We start from the raw sequence: 17,664 nt of genomic DNA, 5'->3' as shown, positions 1-17,664 counted from the left end.
TTCGCTTATGTTTCATGATCATCCGGGTCTCGCCAGAACGCGCCAATCTCTGTATGGTGCGCCGCGCGTAGTGGGGATTTCGTCGTGACGTCAAAGTTTCGCCCGGCCGGCTCGGGGTGGGCCATCATTGTCTTGAGCCTGACGGCGCTCGCGCTCGCCGGCTGTGGCCGCAAGGGCCCGCTGGATCTGCCGCCGACCGCCTCCAGCGCGTCCACGGCCAACGTTGCGCCGCCGACCGATACCGAGACCGAAGCCCAGAGAACGCCGAGCGTGTTCAATCCCACCTATGGCGCGGACGCCGCACCGGCGGCGACCAAGGGCAGGAAGAAACCGTTTATCCTCGACCCGCTCCTGGACGAAAGACCCAGCCGATAGGCCGGGGCAACTGAGCCAACGCCATGAACCATTTTGACTATCGCAACGGCGTGCTGCACGCCGAGGCAGTGAACCTGTCCGAGCTGGCTGCAACCGTCGGCACGCCGTTCTATTGCTATTCGACCGCAACGCTCGAGCGGCACTATCGCGTTTTCACCGACGCTTTCGCCGGGGAGAAGGTGCTGGTCTGCTACGCCATGAAGGCGAATTCCAACCAGTCGGTGCTGCGCACGCTGGCCAGGCTCGGGGCCGGCGCGGACGTGGTCTCCGGCGGCGAATTGAAACGCGCGCTGGCCGCCGGCATTCCGGCAAGCAAGATCCTGTTCTCCGGCGTCGGCAAGACGGAAGACGAGCTGCGCGCCGCACTGGCCGCCGACATCCTCTGCCTCAACGTCGAATCCGAGCCCGAGCTCGAGCTGCTGTCGCGCGTTGCGACCGAGACGGGCAAGACCGCGCGCATCTCGATCCGTGTCAATCCCGACGTCGATGCCGGCACCCACGCAAAGATCTCGACCGGCAAGTCCGAGAACAAGTTCGGCATCCCGATCGCGCATGCCCGCGAGGTCTATGCCCGCGCCGCGAAGCTGCCGGGCATCGAGGTCACAGGCACCGACGTTCATATCGGCAGCCAGATCACCGACCTCTCCAAGATGGAGATCGCGTTCCGCATCCTCTCCGAATTCGTGCAGACGCTGCGTGCCGACGGCCACAACATCTCGCATGTGGATTTCGGTGGCGGCCTCGGCATTCCCTATTACATGGACCGCGAAGCGCCGCCGGCGCCCGATGCGTATGCCGCGATGGTCAAGCGCGTCAGCCACAATCTCGGCTGCGCGCTGATGTTCGAGCCGGGGCGCATGATCGTCGGCAATGCCGGCATCCTGGTCGCCAAGGTGATCTATGTGAAGCACGCTGACGGCAAGAATTTCGTCATCATCGACGCCGCCATGAACGATCTGATCCGTCCGACGCTATATGAGGCCCATCACGACATTCTGCCGGTGACGCAGCCTGCGAAGGGAGCCGCGACCATGATGGCCGACGTCGTCGGCCCGGTCTGCGAGACCGGCGACTACCTCGCGCTGGATCGCACGCTGCCGACGCCAAAGCCCGGCGACCTCATCGCCATCATGACCGCCGGCGCCTATGGCGCAGTGCAGGCCGGCACCTACAATACGAGGCCGCTGGTGCCCGAGGTGCTGGTGAAGGGCGACCAGTACGCCGTCGTGCGTCCGCGCATCGAGGTCGAGCAATTGATCGCGATGGATACGCCGGCGCCGTGGCTGTGAGGCTGTGATTGTCCACGATGAGCGCAGCTACCGCTGCGCCCATCGCTGCATTGACACCTACTTCTTGAACCGGTCCTTGATCGCGGCGAGGCCGGAATCATAGACGCCGCCGAGGGCATCGACCGCTTCCTTCTCCCGCCCCGGGTCGGGCGTGTAGATGCCGGTCCATGTCACCACCGACGCGCCTTCACCCTTTGCCGTGACCTTGATGGTCGACTTGTACTGGCTCACCGGCAGTGGGCTCGACAGGAACGCGTAGGAATAGCTGTAGTCTTTGTCGTTCCGCGCAGTCTGCGTCTCCACGAACGAGGCCTTGCCGTCCCTGGTGACGAGCGTCCGGGTTGGCGGCGACTTGCCGTCCACAATGCACTGCCCCACCGGGGGCAGCCAATCCTTGATCGCGCAGAACGGCCCGATGACGGACCACACCTCGGCCGCAGCACTGCTGACCTCGATGCTCCTCGTCAGATTGGCTGCGGACGCCGGCATGACGCCGACGCCCAGGCCGAGGGTGCAAATCGCGGCGCTGCGAACCGAAACGAGCAATCTGGATGCCGCTGAATCGTATTTCTTCATGGTAATCTCCTGTATCCGGCGGGCCGTGATTGCGGCGGCCGGCTTGCCAATGCCGGTCGAATAGACGCTCACCACGGTCCTCGGCCAGTTCAGAGAATGAATCGCTGCTGATACAGAAACTGAACTAGGAAGCCGCGCGCCGCGGCCCTAAGGTTGCACCTTCGCTTGTCACGGAGGCCCGCATGACCATTGGCAGCTACAGGCAGTTCTGTCCGGTCGCGATGGCGGCCGAGATATTATGCACGCGCTGGACCGTCGTGCTCCTTCGCGAACTCATTGCCGGCTCGACGCGCTTCAACGAGCTGCGCCGCGGCGTTCCGCGGATGTCGCCTGCCTTGCTCTCGCAACGTCTCAAGGAGCTCGAAGCCGCCGGCATCGTTACGCGCCGGGCATCGGCTTCCGAGCGAGGTATCACCGAATATCTGCTGACCACAGCCGGACGCGAACTCGGCCCAATCGTGGAGGCGTTCGGCATCTGGGGCCAGCGCCGCATCGAGTCGGATCTGTCGCTTCAGCATCTCGATGTCCAGCTGTTGATGTGGGACATGCGGCGGAATTTGAACACGACGCCGATGCCGACCCGCCGCAGTGTGCTGCAGTTCGCGTATCCGGAATTGCCTTCGACGCAGCGATTGTGGTGGCTGATCGTCGATCCCGACGACAGTGTCGACCTCTGCTCGATCGATCCCGGTTTCGATGTTGACCTTTACGTGTCGGTTGATCTGCGCACCATGACGGCGATCTGGATGGGACTCGATACCGTGCGCGCGGCCGTCGCAAGCCGGCGGATGCTGCTCACCGGCGATCGGCACCTTGCCGCGGCCATGCAAAGCTGGCTGGGCCTCAGCCCGTTCGCCAAGGAACGCAAGCTGGCGAGCTGATCCAGGGCGGCGCAATTCAGTATTTGTATCGCCCCGCTACAGTTCCCGTACTGGTTCGTGGCCGCTGTGTTCTGGCACACCGACGTCGTTCCCGCGCCATCGAGGCCCGGGCAGACATCGAGCCAGGAGACGCGGCATGACAGCCTATCTGATCGCAGACATCAAAGTGACCGACGGAAAATGGGTGCCGGACTATGCGGCCTCCGTTCACGACCTCGTGCACAAGCACGGCGGCAAGTACCTCTCGCGCAGCGGCAATGTGAAGACGCTGGAAGGTGCGCCTCTCGACACCTCCCTGATCGCGATCATGTCGTTTCCAACGGTGAAGGCAGCAGAGTCCTTCGTCGCTGATCCCGCCTACAGCCGCTTCGCGGCAGCGCGCAGGGGCGGCAGCGAGAGCCGCTTCCAGTTGATCGATGATACCGACTTGGCCGGCACGATCCCCTATCTCGCCAAGGCTTGAACTGCGTCTTCGTCAAAAACTCGGCGCGCAGGCGCAGACCTGCCCGGCCAACACAGGAGATTGGAATGAACGATTCACTCGCCGGCGCCGGCCTGCTTCGCATGCTTTTCGTAGCTTGCAGCGTGGCCTTCCTGCTCGGACTTTCCGGCGTCGCGTCGGCCCGGGTCACACGGTGCGACATTACGTGGGTCAGCTGCAACAATACCTCTGCGAAATGCTCGAGCGAGAGACGGTGCATGCGCAGGTGCGACGAGAAGTATATCAAATGCAGCGGGGGCTCGGCCTCCCTTCAACTGGAACAGCCGATCGACCTTCTGGAACTTGGCAGACGCCGCTCGTAGCAGATCGATCCAAGGAGGACAGCGCAGCGCCGGTCATCGGCGCTGCGTTCTCGTGTTGGCGCTAGCTGGGTGGCCGGCCGCCAACCACAACACCCGCCTTCTTCTCGATCGGCTTGATCGCCGCGGTGAAATCGGACTCGGCGCCTTCCGCGCTGATGACCGTCTCCCACAACCGCCCGACCGCATCCGCGACCTCCATCGACAGGCCGAGCTGCTTCATCTCCTCCAGCGCCAGCCGCACGTCCTTCACCATCAGTCCGGTGGCGAAGCCGAAGTCGAAGCTGCGCGGCAGCACCGAGCGCGGAAACTTGTCGCGGCTCGCGGTGTTCATGCCGGAGCCGGCATTGATGACGTCGATCATCACGGCGGGATCGAGCCCGGCTTTGACGCCCATCACCACCGCTTCCGAGGTCGCCACGATCGCGGTGGCCGACAAGAAGTTGTTTGCGAGCTTCATGGTCTGCGCCGCGCCGGGCTTCTCGCCGATGAAGAACACTTTTCCGATGATGTCGAGCGCGGGCTTGAGCAGCTCGAACTCGGTCTTTGGCCCCGAGACCATCACCGCCAGCGTGCCCTTCTCCGCGCCGCCGACGCCGCCGGAGACGGGGCAGTCTATCTGCACGATGTCATGCTTGGCGAGCAGGCCGTGAATCTTCACCGCCATCGCGGAGCCGACCGTGGAGAGGTCGATGAAGCGTTTGACGCGGCTCCCCTTGATCACGCCATTCGGCCCCGTCGCAACCGCGAGCGAAGCCTGCAGCGAAGGCAAGCTCGCCATGACCGTCTCGACCTGGTCGGCGACGTCCTTTGGCGACGTCGCCGCATTGGCGCCGCGCGCCACCAGCTTGTCGACGACCTCCTGGCGCGTGTCGAACACGACGAGCCGGTTGCCGGCCTCGATCAGCCGCCGCGCCATCGGGAAACCCATATTTCCGAGGCCGATGAATCCGATGTCCATGGTGTTTCCTTGTGTTCTTCGTTGTTGGCGAGCGGTGCGCCCCTACATTCGGTGTCCTCCCGGCGAAGGCCGGGACCCATACCGCGTGATCTCTGTTTGGCGGATAGCGCACGTACCGACCAAGGTCAGGTAACGCATAGTCATCGCCAAAGGGCTGCCTGTGGTTATGGGTCCCGGCCTTCGCCGGGACGACGTGGGAGAGAGCGTTGTCGTCTCACGCCTTGCCGTCGATCTCCGCGAACACCTCGCGTGCGATCCGAAAACTGTCGACCGCGGCCGGCATGCCACCATAGATTGCGACCTGCATCAGGATCTCGCGGATCTCGTCGCGGCTGACGCCGTTGGTGAGTGCGCCCTTCAGATGCGCGCGGAATTCGTGCTGACGATTGAGGATCGCGATCATCGCGATGTTGAGCATGCTGCGGGTCTTGCGCGGCAGCTCCTCGCGGCCCCACACCGTGCCCCAGCAATATTCGTTGAGCATCTCCTGGAACGGACGGTTGAAATCGTCGACGCTCTTCAGAGCGTTGTTGACATAGGCCTCGCCGAGCACCGCTTTGCGGACTTCCAGGCCCTTGTCGTGCATCTTCTTGTCCATGGCGTTTCCTTCTTTTTCCTTGGATGGCGGCGCGGAAATTACGGGGTTGCGGCGGGCCAGTCACGTCCTCGTGTTATGCGGGAAAAGGGGTGTCTCCCGTACAGGAACGGATGCCTCAGTGCTGCCGTTGTGGTACGCTTCTCTACCGGGCAACCTGGAGAGTTGATTGAACGGCGTCACCCCCGACCCGTCAGACCCGATCCGCGATGGCGACGCTCTGTCGCGGCTGAAGCTGGCGCAAGCCCTGCAACGGGCCACTTATGCCATCGCGTGGGAGCGTGCCTGGCCAAATTTGGCGCGGCTTCTTACCGTCGTCGGTCTGTTCCTGGTGGTGTCCTGGGCCGGCCTCTGGCTGGCGCTGCCGTCCATTGCCCGCGCCATCGGTCTTGTCGTTTTCGCCGGCGTTGCGATTGCCGTCCTGTTCCCGTTGAGTCGCTTCCGCTGGCCGAGCCGCGAGGAGGCGCTGGCCCGGCTCGACCGCGGCTCCGGCATCCGTCACCGGCCGGCCACCACGCTGACGGACACGCTGAGCTCGCAGGACCCGGTTGCGCAGGCCTTGTGGCGGGCGCAGCGCGAGCGCACGCTGGCTTCGATCAAGCGCATCCGGGCCGGTCTGCCGAAGCCCCGGCTCGCTCTGCATGACCCCTGGGCGCTACGCGCGCTGGTCATGGTGATGCTGGTTGCGACCTTCTTCGCCGCGGGCGACGAGCGTGCGATGCGGCTCGGGGCTGCCTTCCACTGGAACGGCGTGCTGGCGCCGACGAATGTTCGTGTCGATGCCTGGGTCACGCCACCGCTTTACACCGGCAAGCCGCCAATCATCCTGTCGGCCGCGAACAAGGAGGCCGCGGCGCTGCCGGCCAGCGGGCCGCTTGCCGTTCCCGCAGGCTCGACCCTGATCGTTCGTTCCTCCGGCGGCAGCCTAGATGTTGTCGTCTCCGGCGGCCTCAAGGAAGTCGCGCCCACCGAAGCCGCACCCAAGGGCACCAACGAGAAGCATTTTGCCATCAGCGGCGACGGCACCGCGCATGTCCGCGCACCCTCCGGCCAGCCGCAATGGGCGTTTGCGGCAACGCCGGACCGCGCGCCGACGATCGCGCTGGCCAAGGATCCCGAGCGCCAGGCCCGTGGCGGACTCCAGCTCACTTACAAGGTCGAGGACGATTACGGCGTCACCGGCGCCGACGCGCAAATCGGCCTGCGTCCTGCCGATGCCAAGGATGGCATCAAGGATGGCAGCAAGGAGGCCGATACCAAGTCCGCCGCGCGGCCGCTATTCCAGCCGCCGCAATTCCCGCTCGTGCTGCCGAATGCGCGCACCCGCAACGGCGTCGGCCAGACGGTGAAGGACCTCAGCGAGGATCCCTATGCCGGCGCCGACGTCACGCTGACCCTCACCGCCAAGGACGAGGCGGGCAACGAGGCCAGGAGCGAGCCCTTCAACATGCGCCTGCCCGAGCGGCTGTTCACCAACTCGCTCGCGCGCGCGCTGGTCGAGCAGCGCCGCATCCTCGCGCTCGACGCCAACAAGAACTCGGATGTCTACGCCGCGCTCGACGCGCTGATGATCGCACCCGAATTGTTCACACCGGATGCGGGCTGCTATCTCGGCCTGCGCAGCCTGGCGCTGCAGCTGGAAGCCGCCCGCACCGACGACGCGATGCGCGATGTGGTGAAAAGCATGTGGGCGTTCGCGGTCACCATCGAGGACGACGGTGTCGCCGGCAGCGTCAACGCCGCGCTGCGTTCGGCGCAGGACGCGCTCAAGCGGGCGCTGGAACGCGGCGCCAGCGAGGACGAGATCAAGGCGCTGACGCAAAAGCTTCGCGAGGCGATGGCCGGCAAGGTGCGCGATCTCGCCCGGCGCGCCGAGCAGAATCCGCTTGGACCCCGGCAGCCTTTCCCGGCAGAGGTTCAGCTCATCCTCGACAAGTCCGTCGAGCTGAAACAAAAGACCCAGAACGCCACGCCCGAGCAGCTCGAAGAGCTGGCGAAGCAGCAGGACGCATTGCGCGAGCAGCTTCAGGCCTATCGCAAGTCGGCGAACAACCGGGCGAAGCCGGGCAACGACGGGGCCAACCAGTCGACGCGAGACCGTAAATGCGGAAGCTAGCACGCGTGCCAGTCTTGAAGGCGATCTCGATCGCCTGCCTCGCCTTCCTGTTGGGAGGCGTCTCGCCCGCGGCTGCCCAGCAGGATCAGGATGTCGATGCCCTGCTCGATGGCGCTGAAAAGGCGATGCAGGATTCCGGCGACAGTCTCAGGCAGAAGGAATCCGGCAAGAGCCTGAACAATCAATCCGATGCGATTCAGAAGCTCGAGGACTACAAACGCGCGACGGAAAAGAGCCAATCCTCCAATCGCGACCGTTCCGTCATCACGCAGCGCGACCTGGACGAATTGCTGAAGCAAATCGAGAAGGCGGCGCGCGAAGGCAATAAAGAAGCGGCCCAGCGCATGCTCGAGCAGCTCGCGCAGATCATGGAAAATCTCCAGATGGCGCAGCCCGGGCAATCCGGCGACAGCGACATGGAGCAGGCGCTCAACGAGCTCAGCGACATGATCCGCAAGCAGCAGCAATTGCGCGACAAGACTTTCAAGCAGGGCCAGGATTCCCGGCGTGAGCGCTCGCGCGGCAAGCAGCAGGGCGACCAGTCGATGTCGGACCTCCAGCAGGATCAGCAGTCGCTGCGGGATCGTCTAAAGAAGCTGCAGGACGAACTCGCCAAGCGCGGCCTCACGCAGAAGGGGCAAAAGGGCCAGAAGAGCCAGGGCCAAAAAGGGCAAAAGGGTCAGCAGGGCGAGCAGGGACAGCCGGGCCAGGATGGCGATCAGGACGGCGACCAGGGCGATGACGACGGCAGTCTCGACGCCGCCGACGGGGCCATGGGCGATGCCGGCTCGCAGCTCGGCGAAGGCAATTCGGACGGTGCCGTGGACGCGCAAGGGAAAGCGCTTGAGGCCTTGCGCAAGGGCGCGCAGAAGATGGCCGAGGCGATGCAGCAGGGCGATGGCGACGGGCAGGGCGATGGTCCCGGCAACCGGCCCGGCCGTCAGCAGAGCGGCGGCAATCAGACCGATCCGCTCGGTCGCCCCCTTCACGGCCGCGATCTGAGCGACGACTACACGGTCAAGATCCCCGGCGAGATCGACGCCCAGCGCGTCCGCCGCATCCTCGAGGAGCTCCGTCGCCGCTTGGGGGACAGCTCGCGCCCGCAGATTGAGCTCGACTACATCGAGCGGCTGCTGAAGGATTTTTGAGTTCTCTGTCATCGCCCGGCTTGACCGGGCGATCCAGTACTCCGAGACGGTTGTGATTCAATCGAGAGGCCGCGGCGTACTGGACGCCCCGGTCAAGCCGGGGCATGACAGCGGAATACGTGGCGCCTCGACGCCGCTATCCCTTCTTCGCCGCCAGCGCATCCGCCACTGCGGTGCGGATGTCGGCGACCGAGAACGGCTTGGTCACGACGTCATGCACCAGTGCATTGAGGTTCGAGGCGCGCTCGCGCTGGTCGGCAAAGCCGGTCATCAGCAGAATGGTCAAATCGGGGAAATCGCGTGCGACGGAAAGCGCCAGCGCGATGCCGTCCATCACCGGCATTTGGATATCGGTGAGCAACAGGTCGAACCCGCCATCCGCGCGCGTGAGGATCTCGAGCGCCTCGGCGCCGTCTTGCGCGGTGACGATCTCGTGGCCGTCCATGGCGATGGCGCGCGCCACCAGCTGGCGCATCGAATCCTCGTCGTCGGCGATCAGGACCTTGGACATGAGACGAACCTCGGGATCAATCTCGCGACCAACTTTGCCTGCGAGACCTGCGAAATCGATTATACGCTGCCGCCGGCGATGTCGCGCCGGTTGAAGAAGCGAACGTCGATATTGCGGCCCTCCGGCGGCGGCGAGGCCAGGCGCGAGCGGAAAAAGGCGCGCTCGCCGGGCTGTAGCACGGTCTGTTCCAGAACGGCGTTCCAGGCGTAGATTTCCGCGCCTTGCGCGTCGCGCACCGCGAAGCGCAACCGGGGAATGTCGAGCGGCTTCTTGCCCTGGCCCACGATCACGCCCTCGATCACCAGCACCTGCTTACCGTCCACGGTCTCGCTGGAGAGCTTGACGTCCTTGAAGGCCAGTGCGCGCAGGTTCACTTCGAGGCCGACCATCCTGTAGAAGGCTGCCGTCTGCGGCAGCAGCCGCACCATGTCGCCGCGCCAGATCACCAGCGCCAGCACCAGCGCGCCCATGGCGGCGCAGGCAGTTGGCAGGCCGAAATGAGATTTTCGCGGGGCCGCCGTGGCGACCGGACGGCGCACCCGGGCGCCGCGGCGGCCGAACAGGCCGCGGAACCAGGATTGATGCTGCTCGCCGACGACTTCCTCCTCGGCGGACCGGGCGGCCGCCGACCATTCGTCTTCGGCGTCGGTGGCTTCCTGGTCCGGCCAGTCGCTGGCGATCGAGGGGCTGTCAACGACAGGTGCGTCAGCGGCGCCGTCGTCCTGGGCATAGGAGTTCCACTGCTCGGCGAGATCGGACTGGTCGTCGCCCCGGCTGGCCGCGGCCATGGCCGGGACAGATGCCTCCTCGATGGCATCCTCGGCATGGGCGACCCAGGTTTCCTTGCAACGGGAACAGCGCACGGTCCGGCCGTTCGCCCCAAGGCTCGCGGGCTTGATGGCGTAGGATGTCGTACAATGAGGGCAGACGATATGCATGGACGAGCCTTGATGCATGGACAAGTCTTGACGGTGACACGGTCGCGGAGAACCGAGACGGAAAGATGCTACCAATTATGCTACAGGACGACCGTTAACGAACCGGAAACCATAACGGCCGCAAAACCCGCTGATCGCGTGTGGCGGAGCACAGCCGTGCGGCCCGCGGCCTCTCTCGAACGGAGCTGAGCTTGGTTCGGTTCGAAAATGTCGGATTGCGTTACGGCCTGGGGCCCGAGGTCCTGCGTGACCTCAACTTCCAGATCCCGGCGCATTCCTTCCAGTTTCTCACCGGCCCGTCCGGCGCCGGCAAGACCTCGTTGCTGCGCCTGCTGTTCCTGTCGCATCGCCCGACGCGGGGGCTCGTCAATTTGTTCGGTCACGACATCTCGCAGCTCGGCAAGGACGAGATCGCAGACCTGCGCAAACGCATCGGCATCGTGCTCCAGGATTTCCGCCTGCTCGACCACATGACCACCTATGAGAACGTCGCGCTGCCGTTCCGCGTCATGGGCCGCAGCGAATCGAGCTACCGCAAGGAGGTCATCGACCTCCTGAAATGGGTAGGGCTCGGCGAACGCATGGACGCGCTGCCGCCGATCCTGTCTGGCGGCGAGAAGCAGCGCGCGGCGATCGCGCGCGCCGTGATCTCCCGGCCGCAGCTGCTGCTGGCCGACGAGCCGACCGGCAGCGTCGATCCGACGCTCGGCCGCCGCCTGCTGCGGCTGTTCATCGAGCTCAACAAGTCAGGCACCGCCGTCATCATCGCCACCCACGATATCGCCCTGATGGACCAGTACGAGGCGCGACGCTTCGTGCTGCACCAGGGACGGCTGCACGTCTATGAGTAGGCCCGACGAACGCGGCGTGCTGGTCGATCTCGGACAGGAAGGGCCGCCGCTTCCGGCCAGGGCGCGCAACATGTCGCCGATCGTGCCGCGCGCCTCGATCCACGGCCGCGCGCTGGTCGCCGTCGTCGCCATCATGACCTTCCTGGCGTCGATGACGACCGGCACGGTGCTGCTGGTGAGCGCCTCCGCCGCCGAATGGCAGTCGGATGTCGCGAGCGAGATCACCATCCAGGTCCGCCCGCAGACGGGCCGCGATCTCGAACGCGACACCGCGGCGGTGACCGAGGCCATGCGCGCGCAAGCCGGCATCGTCGAGGTCAAGCCGTTCACTAAGGACGAGAGCGGCAAGCTGCTCGAGCCCTGGCTCGGCACCGGGCTGTCGATGGACGATCTGCCGGTGCCGCGCATGATCATCGCGCGCGTGCAGCCCGGCACGGCGCTCGATCTCGGCGCTCTGCGCGCCCGCGTGACCCAGGTGGCGCCAAGCGCCAGCGTCGACGATCACCGCGCCTGGATCGAGCGCATGCGCTCGATGACCAATGCCACCGTGCTCGCCGGCCTCGGCATCCTCGCGCTCGTCATCGTCGCCACCATCATCTCGGTGTCGTTCGCGACCCGGGGCGCCATGGCGGCGAACCGTCCGATCGTCGAGGTGCTGCATTTCGTCGGCGCCGGCGACCGCTACATCGCCAACCGCTTCCTGCGTCATTTCCTCAGGCTGGGGCTGGAGGGCGGCGTGATCGGCGGCGGCGCCGCCATGCTGGTGTTCGGCTTCTCCGAGTCGATTGCAGGCTGGTTTTCCGGCACCCCCGTCGGCGACCAGTTCGCCGCGCTGCTCGGCACCTTCTCGCTGCGGCCGTCCGGCTACATCGTGCTCGCGGTGCAGGCCGTGCTGATCGGCGCCATCACCGCGGTCGCCTCGCGCCAGACGCTGTTCGCGACGCTGAATGATGTCGATTGAGACCGACAAACCGGACTCCACTTCGCCTCAAAACGTCCTAAAATCATCTCTGGGAAGGGATCACCGACATCACATGACCGCGCCGACCGACGATCGATCGCCGAAACTGCCGCGCGGCTGGCTGCGCGCGGCCGTGATGTCGACGATTGCGCTCGCCTTCGTCGGCGCGGCGGCGGGCTTCATCGCGTTTCTGTCGCAATTGCGCGGCGCCGAGATCGCGCCGGACCGCAAGGCGGACGGCATCGTGGTGCTGACCGGCGGCTCCTCGCGGGTGTCGGATGCGATGGAGCTGCTCGCTGCCGGCTACGGCAGGAGGCTCCTGATCTCCGGCGTGCATCCGACCTCGACGGCGAGCGACATCTCCCGGACATTGCCGGAGAACCAGTCCTTCATGCGTTGCTGCGTCGATCTCGACCGCACCGCGGTCTCGACCCGGGGCAATGCCGCGGAAGCGCGGCGCTGGGCCGCGGGACGCGGCTTCAAATCGCTGATCGTGGTCACCTCGAACTATCACATGCCGCGCGCGCTGGTGGAATTCTCGCATGCGATGCCGGAGACGACACTGATCCCGTTCGTGGTGGTCGGCGACAAATGGCGCGAGGAGCCGTGGTGGACCTCGGCGTCCACCTTGCGGCTGCTGCTGTCGGAATATGTCAAGTACATCGCGGCCGAGCTCAGGGTACGGCTGGAGGATTTCGGGATTGACCTTTCGCCCGAGATGTCGGAGCAGCCTTCCGGGCTGCAGCCAAAGCGGCCCGCCACCGCACAGGCCAATTGATCGGCAACTGATCGGCAATTGATCGGATCCTCGATGTTCTTGATTTTCCTGCGATCGCTCGTGTTCAACGTGCTGTTCTACACCGTACTGGTGTGCCTCGCGATCGTGGCGCTGCCGACCTTCGCATTGCCGCCGCGCGCTATGCTGACTGTCGCGCAATGGTGGGCGAAGGCGACGCTATTCCTGATGCGGGCGGTCTGCAATATCAAGGTGGAATTCCGCGGCCTCGAAAAGATTCCGACGGGACCATTGGTCGTCGTGGCGAAGCACCAGTCGTTCTGGGAGACGTTCGTCCTGCCGGGCTTTTTCGACCGTCCGATTTTTATCCTCAAGCGTCAGCTCATGCAGATCCCGGTGTTCGGTCAGTTCCTGGTCAAGACCGGGATGATCGCGATCGACCGCAACGCCGGCGTCAAGGCGCTGCTGGACATGACGCGCCGGGCGCGGGAGGCGGTGCGCAGCGGCGGGCAGCTCGTGATCTTTCCCGAAGGCACGCGCCGCGCTCCGGGCGCGCCACCGGACTACAAGAGCGGCTTCGCGCAGATCTATTCGTCCTGCGGCGCGCAGTGCCTGCCGATCGCGCTCAATTCCGGCCTGTTCTGGCCGCGCCGCACCTTCATGCGCTATCCCGGCACGCTGGTGGTGGAGTTCCTCGATCCGCTGCCGCCGGGCTTGCCCAAGGATGAGTTTCTCTCCCGTGTGCAAACGGCGATCGAAGACGCGACCGGCCGCCTCGTCGAAGCCGGCCGCAAGGAGCAGGAGCAGCTGATCGGCTCGGCGCCGAGCTATGCGCCGTCGGAGAGCTAGCGGTTTTCCCGATCGTCCACCGGAGCCGGCGCGTGCGGAGAATGCGCATCACCATGCAGCATCATGGCAAGCTGATGCAGCGGCGCATCGCGAAAACCTTCGGCCTCGATCGCCTTCACCGTCGCGGTCACGTAGTCGCGGTTGGCGCCGGACTGGCCGTGGCCCTGGAGCACGTGGCGATGCTGGTCGGTGAGCGACAGCCGGCCGGCATATTGCACATGGCCGCGGTCGACGACATAGGCGAGCGCGGAGACGCGCTGCCGCGCGTCGTTCTCCAGCCAGACCGAACGCATGACTTCGCGATAGACCGACGTCACCTGCTCGCGCCCGCGCAAATAGGCCACGACGTCGGCGCGGTTATTTTCGGCGACGCGGAAGGCGATGCCGCGGCAGGCGCCGCCGCGGTCGAGGCCGAGCACCAGACCCGGCTTCTCCGGCGTGCCACGGTGCACGAAGGAATAGACACAGAGCGCGCGATGCTCGCCGACCAGCCGCGCCGGGACGCGCTCCTCGAATTCGAAGCCCGGCCGCCACATCAGCGAGCCGTAGCCGAACACCCAGAGGTCGCCTTTGGCAGTGGTGACGGAGGGGAGGGTGATTTCCGACATTTCGGGCACGGCTACCAGAACCGCGCTCCCAAGCGAAGCGAATTCTCCGCCTTTCGGAGCAAGCCAACCTCGCTTACATTTGACAAAATCAGGGGTCAAAGGATCGCCGCATGTCCGATATGACCGTTGCCGCACGCCGGCGCTCCCGCTGGGGCCTTTTTATCGCCCCTGTCATCCTCCTGATCCTCGCGGTGGCGTGGAGCTGCTTCTGGTTCTATGCGGCCTCGCAGGCCGAAATCGCCGCCGACGCTTGGCGCGCGCAGGAGGCCAAATCCGGCCGCGTCTATGATTGCGCCAAGCGCTCGATCGCGGGCTTCCCCTTCCGCTTCGAGGTCCAGTGTTCCGGCGCCAGCGTCGCCCTGGTGTCGCAGAACGCCAGCAAGACGCCGTTCACGGCGAAGCTCGACAACATCCTGGTCGTCGCCCAGGTCTACGATCCCAAGCGCGTCATCGCCGAATTCACCGCACCCGCGACGCTCACTGACGGCGTCACGCAAAGCACCTTCGTCGTGAACTGGAGCAAGGGTCGCAGCAGCGTGTTCGGCCTGCCCGCCGTGCCGGAGCGCGCCTCCATCGTGTTCGAGGAGCCGACCGTCAATCGTGTCGACGGCAGCGTGCAGGTGCCGCTCGCGCGCGCGAAACAGGTCGAGCTGCATGGACGCCTCGCGGATGGATCGCCGTCCGATCATCCCGTGATCGAGACCGTGCTCCAGATCGCGCAGGGCAGCATCCAGGGCGTTCATCCGCTGCTCGCCGAGCCATTCGAGGCCGACACCCGGGCGAAGATCACCGGACTGTCCGACCTCACGCCAAAGCCGTGGCCGCAGCGCTTCCGCGAGATCCAGGCCGCCGGCGGCCATATCGAGATCGTGCAGTCCCGGATCCAGCAGGGCGAGATGATCGCGGTTGCGGCCGGCACGCTCGGGCTCTCGGTAAACGGCCGTCTCGACGGCGAATTGCAGATGACGGTGACGGGCCTCGAGCGCGTGATCCCAGCACTCGGCATCGAGAAGATGCTGGAAGAGGGGGTGCCGCAGGCAACCCTCGATCGCGTCGCGCCCGGCGTGAAGTCGCAGGATCTGAACAATCTGTTCGGTGCGCTCGACCGCGCCGTTCCCGGCCTCGGCAAGGTCATCAAGCAGAACGCCAATGCCGGTGTGGCCGCCGGCATCAATTCGATCGGCACCGAGAGCACGCTGGAAGGCAAGAAGGCTCGCAGCTTCCCGCTGAAGTTCGTGGATGGCGCCGTGCTGCTCGGCCCGGTCAAGGTCGGCCAGATCCCACCGCTGTATTAGGTCGTGAATTCATAAATCTGTCGGGCGACAGCTTGGTCCGCCTGATGCGTTCGAAGCTGTGAACGGTCGCTCCGAAGGGCGTCTTGTCGGCGCCGGCGACGCAACCTGCGAGGTCCTCTCCTGCGTCGGGCGAGGAGTGCGTCAGCGCGTCTGGACAGGTAGCGTTCTGCCGCCCTATTGAAGGCCAACGGACGGCTCTAAGGTCGTGCCCAAATTACCTGGGGTTCGGGGGAAACAATGCGCGCGTTGAATTGTCTCGTGGCAGCATCGCTGCTCGTCGGCTCGCTTCAGACCGCAACCGCCAAGGATAACGAACATTGGGTGGTGTCCTGGACGGGCGCGGTTCAGGGCCCATACCCCGTCGGCAATCCGTCTGCCCAGCCCGAACAGAAATTCGCGTTTCCCGAGCCTGCGGCCGGTGCGCGGGACCAGACCTTTCGCCTGATCGTGCGGCCGGATATCTGGGGCCGTCAGGCCCGCGTCCGGCTCAGCAACGCCTTCGGCACCAAACCCGTCACGTTTGACGGCGTTTACGTCGGCTTGCAATCGGGCAGTGCCGCGTTGATCCGTGGCTCCAACATTCCGGTCACGTTCGCCGGCGCGGCTTCCGTTACGGTGTCGCCGGGGAATTCGGTCTGGAGCGATGCGATCGCGCTGCCGTTTGCAAAGCGGCCCGATGACCTCGCCGGCCGCCGGCTTGCGGTCAGTTTTCATGTCGCCGGCCAGAGCGGTCCGATGACCTGGCACGCCAAAGCGCTGACCACCTCCTATGTCAGTACGCCCGGCGCCGGTGCGAAGGGCGCCCTCGAAGACGAGGCTTCCTTCCCCTATGCGACTGCGTCGTGGTTCTTTCTCGATGCGATCGAGATGACTGCGCCTGCCGATGCCTTCGCCATCATGGCGTTTGGGGATTCGATTACCGACGGGACCGCCTCAACCATGAATGGCGACGATCGTTGGCCCAACGTGCTGTCGCGTCGCCTGAAGGCGGTCTACGGCAACAAGGTCGCCGTCGTGAATGGCGGCATTGGTGGCAACCAAATCGCAGGCCCCGCCGAATATGGTCCCGACAAACCGTACGCGGGCGGCCCCGCTTCGGGCCAGCGGCTCGATCGCGACGTGCTGTCGCTGTCCGGCATATCGAGCCTGATCTGGCTGGAAGGCATCAACGATTTCAGCAAGAACGGCAATTTTACCGCCGACCAGGTCATCGCCGCGATGAAGGATGGCGTCGCGAGGCTACGTGCAAAATGGCCGCAAGCCCGGATCATTGGCGCCACCGTCGTTTCGGCACTGGGCAGCACAAGCGCAGCACATGGTTTTCCCGAGCAGGATGACAAGCGCAAGGCGCTCAATGCATTCATCCGTAGCTCGGGGACATTCGACGGCGTGATCGATTTTGATCGTGCGACGCTCGATCCGGCCTCGGGTGGCCTCAAGCCGGAGTTCGTTCCCGAAAGCACGACTGGCGGCGCCGGCGACAAGCTTCATCCCAACCGCACCGGATATCTGGCGATGGGACAGGCCATCGACCTCGATCTGTTCAAGCCGGGAAAGATTGGTCGCAGCGCGAAGCAGTAGGACGACATCAGAGTCGCCTCTCTCCATTCATCGCCCTCAGCTGTCGTAACTCTCCATGCGGGTTGTGAGCTGAACTCACGGCCGCTTCGCCGGATCGTGATGACCCGCCGGGAATGGGGAGCCGCAAACTCCGCTCTCTCTCCATGTCGGCCGCACGATGATGCGGTCCGCTCAGGCAGGAGAGATATCATGACCAAGTCCAAACTGTTCGTTGCCGTCGTCGCCATCTCGGCCGCGATCGCGACGCCCGCCTTCGCGCAGTGGCAATGGCAGTCGCAGGAGCCGGCCGCATACGCCTCGATGTATCCGAACGGTGATCGCAACATCTCGAATCCCACGACGCGGGAGACGATGGCATTCGTCCCCACGCCGAAATCACCGCGCCCCACGGTGATGCGCGCGACCAAGGGCAAATAGCCGCCGTCCCACCACTTGCCCGTCGCGAAGTGGGCCCGGTCATGTCCCGGCCGGGCCCAATGCGCATTGCCTTGAACTGTGCCTTGAACGATCGCGCGTGCGGATCGGCAGCCAACGAAAATATTCCGAACAGGATCGTCAGGAAAACGTGATGCAGAAGATGCACGGCGCCGCG

The 17,664-nt window shown here is 65.1% G+C and carries 19 protein-coding genes; 13 read left to right on the top strand and 6 right to left on the bottom strand.

Going from position 1 to position 17,664, the window contains the following annotated elements; genetic code table 11:
* The first annotated feature begins 84 nt into the window (after nucleotides 1-84).
* Together BRA1417_RS0100700 and lysA are read left to right on the top strand one after the other, a co-directional pair.
* Nucleotides 85-375 carry a lipoprotein gene (locus BRA1417_RS0100700; protein ID WP_027514156.1) on the top strand — a complete coding sequence of 97 codons (291 nt, stop codon included), beginning with the start codon at nucleotides 85-87 and terminating at the stop codon, nucleotides 373-375.
* Between the two features lie 23 nt (nucleotides 376-398).
* Nucleotides 399-1,664 carry a diaminopimelate decarboxylase gene (gene lysA / locus BRA1417_RS0100695; protein ID WP_027514155.1) on the top strand — a complete coding sequence of 422 codons (1,266 nt, stop codon included), beginning with the start codon at nucleotides 399-401 and terminating at the stop codon, nucleotides 1,662-1,664.
* Between the two features lie 57 nt (nucleotides 1,665-1,721).
* Here the strand turns inward: lysA and BRA1417_RS0100690 are convergent, their stop codons facing one another.
* Nucleotides 1,722-2,312: an SRPBCC family protein gene (locus BRA1417_RS0100690; RefSeq protein ID WP_245286126.1), complete on the bottom strand. Its 591-nt coding sequence runs from the start codon at nucleotides 2,310-2,312 to the stop codon at nucleotides 1,722-1,724.
* Nucleotides 2,313-2,422: 110 nt separating this feature from the next.
* Here BRA1417_RS0100690 and BRA1417_RS0100685 point away from each other — a divergent pair, with 110 nt between their 5' ends.
* Both BRA1417_RS0100685 and BRA1417_RS0100680 read left to right on the top strand, forming a co-directional pair.
* The gene (locus BRA1417_RS0100685; RefSeq protein ID WP_027514153.1) at nucleotides 2,423-3,121 is read left to right on the top strand and encodes a helix-turn-helix domain-containing protein; all 699 of its coding nucleotides are present in this window, start codon (nucleotides 2,423-2,425) and stop codon (nucleotides 3,119-3,121) included.
* A 136-nt stretch (nucleotides 3,122-3,257) separates the two neighbouring features.
* A complete protein-coding gene (locus BRA1417_RS0100680) occupies nucleotides 3,258-3,584 on the top strand; it encodes a DUF1330 domain-containing protein (protein WP_027514152.1) in 327 nt (108 codons plus the stop codon).
* A gap of 402 nt (nucleotides 3,585-3,986) precedes the next feature.
* On the opposite strand, the gene BRA1417_RS0100670 is transcribed toward BRA1417_RS0100680, so the two are convergent.
* Together BRA1417_RS0100670 and BRA1417_RS0100665 are read right to left on the bottom strand one after the other, a co-directional pair.
* Nucleotides 3,987-4,883, bottom strand: coding sequence for an NAD(P)-dependent oxidoreductase (locus tag BRA1417_RS0100670; protein ID WP_027514150.1), 897 nt, complete (start codon nucleotides 4,881-4,883; stop codon nucleotides 3,987-3,989).
* A 214-nt stretch (nucleotides 4,884-5,097) separates the two neighbouring features.
* Complete coding sequence (locus tag BRA1417_RS0100665) at nucleotides 5,098-5,481, bottom strand: carboxymuconolactone decarboxylase family protein (RefSeq protein WP_027514149.1); 384 nt, start codon at nucleotides 5,479-5,481, stop codon at nucleotides 5,098-5,100.
* Between the two features lie 166 nt (nucleotides 5,482-5,647).
* Here BRA1417_RS0100665 and BRA1417_RS0100660 point away from each other — a divergent pair, with 166 nt between their 5' ends.
* Nucleotides 5,648-7,594, top strand: coding sequence for a TIGR02302 family protein (locus tag BRA1417_RS0100660; RefSeq protein ID WP_027514148.1), 1,947 nt, complete (start codon nucleotides 5,648-5,650; stop codon nucleotides 7,592-7,594).
* Nucleotides 7,582-8,742: a DUF4175 family protein gene (locus BRA1417_RS0100655; protein WP_027514147.1), complete on the top strand. Its 1,161-nt coding sequence runs from the start codon at nucleotides 7,582-7,584 to the stop codon at nucleotides 8,740-8,742. Before BRA1417_RS0100660 ends, BRA1417_RS0100655 begins: the two co-directional genes overlap by 13 nt.
* A gap of 136 nt (nucleotides 8,743-8,878) precedes the next feature.
* Here the strand turns inward: BRA1417_RS0100655 and BRA1417_RS0100650 are convergent, their stop codons facing one another.
* Nucleotides 8,879-9,253 carry a response regulator gene (locus BRA1417_RS0100650; RefSeq protein WP_027514146.1) on the bottom strand — a complete coding sequence of 125 codons (375 nt, stop codon included), beginning with the start codon at nucleotides 9,251-9,253 and terminating at the stop codon, nucleotides 8,879-8,881.
* Between the two features lie 59 nt (nucleotides 9,254-9,312).
* Nucleotides 9,313-10,191, bottom strand: coding sequence for an MJ0042-type zinc finger domain-containing protein (locus BRA1417_RS0100645; protein WP_027514145.1), 879 nt, complete (start codon nucleotides 10,189-10,191; stop codon nucleotides 9,313-9,315).
* 191 nt (nucleotides 10,192-10,382) lie between these two features.
* Here BRA1417_RS0100645 and ftsE point away from each other — a divergent pair, with 191 nt between their 5' ends.
* From ftsE to BRA1417_RS0100625, 4 genes are all read left to right on the top strand, one after another.
* Nucleotides 10,383-11,042 (top strand): cell division ATP-binding protein FtsE, encoded by a 660-nt coding sequence (gene ftsE / locus BRA1417_RS0100640; protein WP_008135325.1) that lies wholly within the window; start codon nucleotides 10,383-10,385, stop codon nucleotides 11,040-11,042.
* Nucleotides 11,035-12,003, top strand: coding sequence for an ABC transporter permease (locus BRA1417_RS0100635; RefSeq protein ID WP_027514144.1), 969 nt, complete (start codon nucleotides 11,035-11,037; stop codon nucleotides 12,001-12,003). Before ftsE ends, BRA1417_RS0100635 begins: the two co-directional genes overlap by 8 nt.
* Before the next feature lie 73 nt (nucleotides 12,004-12,076).
* Nucleotides 12,077-12,781 carry a YdcF family protein gene (locus BRA1417_RS0100630; RefSeq protein ID WP_007597307.1) on the top strand — a complete coding sequence of 235 codons (705 nt, stop codon included), beginning with the start codon at nucleotides 12,077-12,079 and terminating at the stop codon, nucleotides 12,779-12,781.
* A 33-nt stretch (nucleotides 12,782-12,814) separates the two neighbouring features.
* Entirely contained in the window at nucleotides 12,815-13,588 is a 774-nt protein-coding gene (locus BRA1417_RS0100625; protein WP_027514143.1) for a 1-acyl-sn-glycerol-3-phosphate acyltransferase, read from the top strand.
* Here the strand turns inward: BRA1417_RS0100625 and BRA1417_RS0100620 are convergent.
* The gene (locus BRA1417_RS0100620) at nucleotides 13,585-14,196 is read right to left on the bottom strand and encodes a gamma-glutamylcyclotransferase (RefSeq protein WP_027514142.1); all 612 of its coding nucleotides are present in this window, start codon (nucleotides 14,194-14,196) and stop codon (nucleotides 13,585-13,587) included. The genes BRA1417_RS0100625 and BRA1417_RS0100620 overlap by 4 nt on opposite strands.
* Before the next feature lie 110 nt (nucleotides 14,197-14,306).
* On the opposite strand from BRA1417_RS0100620, the gene BRA1417_RS0100615 reads away from it, so the two are divergent.
* From BRA1417_RS0100615 to BRA1417_RS0100605, 3 genes are all read left to right on the top strand, one after another.
* A complete protein-coding gene (locus tag BRA1417_RS0100615) occupies nucleotides 14,307-15,491 on the top strand; it encodes a DUF2125 domain-containing protein (protein WP_027514141.1) in 1,185 nt (394 codons plus the stop codon).
* 237 nt (nucleotides 15,492-15,728) lie between these two features.
* Entirely contained in the window at nucleotides 15,729-17,072 is a 1,344-nt protein-coding gene (locus BRA1417_RS0100610; RefSeq protein ID WP_027514140.1) for a GDSL-type esterase/lipase family protein, read from the top strand.
* A gap of 189 nt (nucleotides 17,073-17,261) precedes the next feature.
* A complete protein-coding gene (locus BRA1417_RS0100605) occupies nucleotides 17,262-17,489 on the top strand; it encodes a hypothetical protein (RefSeq protein ID WP_027514139.1) in 228 nt (75 codons plus the stop codon).
* Nucleotides 17,490-17,664: the final 175 nt, after the last annotated feature.

The sequence above is a fragment of the Bradyrhizobium sp. WSM1417 genome (genome assembly GCF_000515415.1).
Taxonomy (GTDB): domain Bacteria; phylum Pseudomonadota; class Alphaproteobacteria; order Rhizobiales; family Xanthobacteraceae; genus Bradyrhizobium.
This window is presented reverse-complemented; position numbering and strand designations above follow the sequence as displayed.

Coding starts and splice junctions, on each gene's coding strand:
- BRA1417_RS0100625 (WP_027514143.1), top strand. CDS start 12,815: ATGTTCTTGATTTTCCTGCGATCGCTCGTGTTCAACGTGCTGTTCTAC.
- BRA1417_RS0100635 (WP_027514144.1), top strand. CDS start 11,035: ATGAGTAGGCCCGACGAACGCGGCGTGCTGGTCGATCTCGGACAGGAA.
- BRA1417_RS0100605 (WP_027514139.1), top strand. CDS start 17,262: ATGACCAAGTCCAAACTGTTCGTTGCCGTCGTCGCCATCTCGGCCGCG.
- BRA1417_RS0100670 (WP_027514150.1), bottom strand. CDS start 4,883: ATGGACATCGGATTCATCGGCCTCGGAAATATGGGTTTCCCGATGGCG.
- BRA1417_RS0100610 (WP_027514140.1), top strand. CDS start 15,729: ATGCGCGCGTTGAATTGTCTCGTGGCAGCATCGCTGCTCGTCGGCTCG.
- BRA1417_RS0100655 (WP_027514147.1), top strand. CDS start 7,582: ATGCGGAAGCTAGCACGCGTGCCAGTCTTGAAGGCGATCTCGATCGCC.
- lysA (WP_027514155.1), top strand. CDS start 399: ATGAACCATTTTGACTATCGCAACGGCGTGCTGCACGCCGAGGCAGTG.
- BRA1417_RS0100685 (WP_027514153.1), top strand. CDS start 2,423: ATGACCATTGGCAGCTACAGGCAGTTCTGTCCGGTCGCGATGGCGGCC.
- BRA1417_RS0100620 (WP_027514142.1), bottom strand. CDS start 14,196: ATGTCGGAAATCACCCTCCCCTCCGTCACCACTGCCAAAGGCGACCTC.
- BRA1417_RS0100650 (WP_027514146.1), bottom strand. CDS start 9,253: ATGTCCAAGGTCCTGATCGCCGACGACGAGGATTCGATGCGCCAGCTG.
- BRA1417_RS0100615 (WP_027514141.1), top strand. CDS start 14,307: ATGTCCGATATGACCGTTGCCGCACGCCGGCGCTCCCGCTGGGGCCTT.
- BRA1417_RS0100630 (WP_007597307.1), top strand. CDS start 12,077: ATGACCGCGCCGACCGACGATCGATCGCCGAAACTGCCGCGCGGCTGG.
- BRA1417_RS0100680 (WP_027514152.1), top strand. CDS start 3,258: ATGACAGCCTATCTGATCGCAGACATCAAAGTGACCGACGGAAAATGG.
- BRA1417_RS0100645 (WP_027514145.1), bottom strand. CDS start 10,191: ATGCATATCGTCTGCCCTCATTGTACGACATCCTACGCCATCAAGCCC.
- BRA1417_RS0100665 (WP_027514149.1), bottom strand. CDS start 5,481: ATGGACAAGAAGATGCACGACAAGGGCCTGGAAGTCCGCAAAGCGGTG.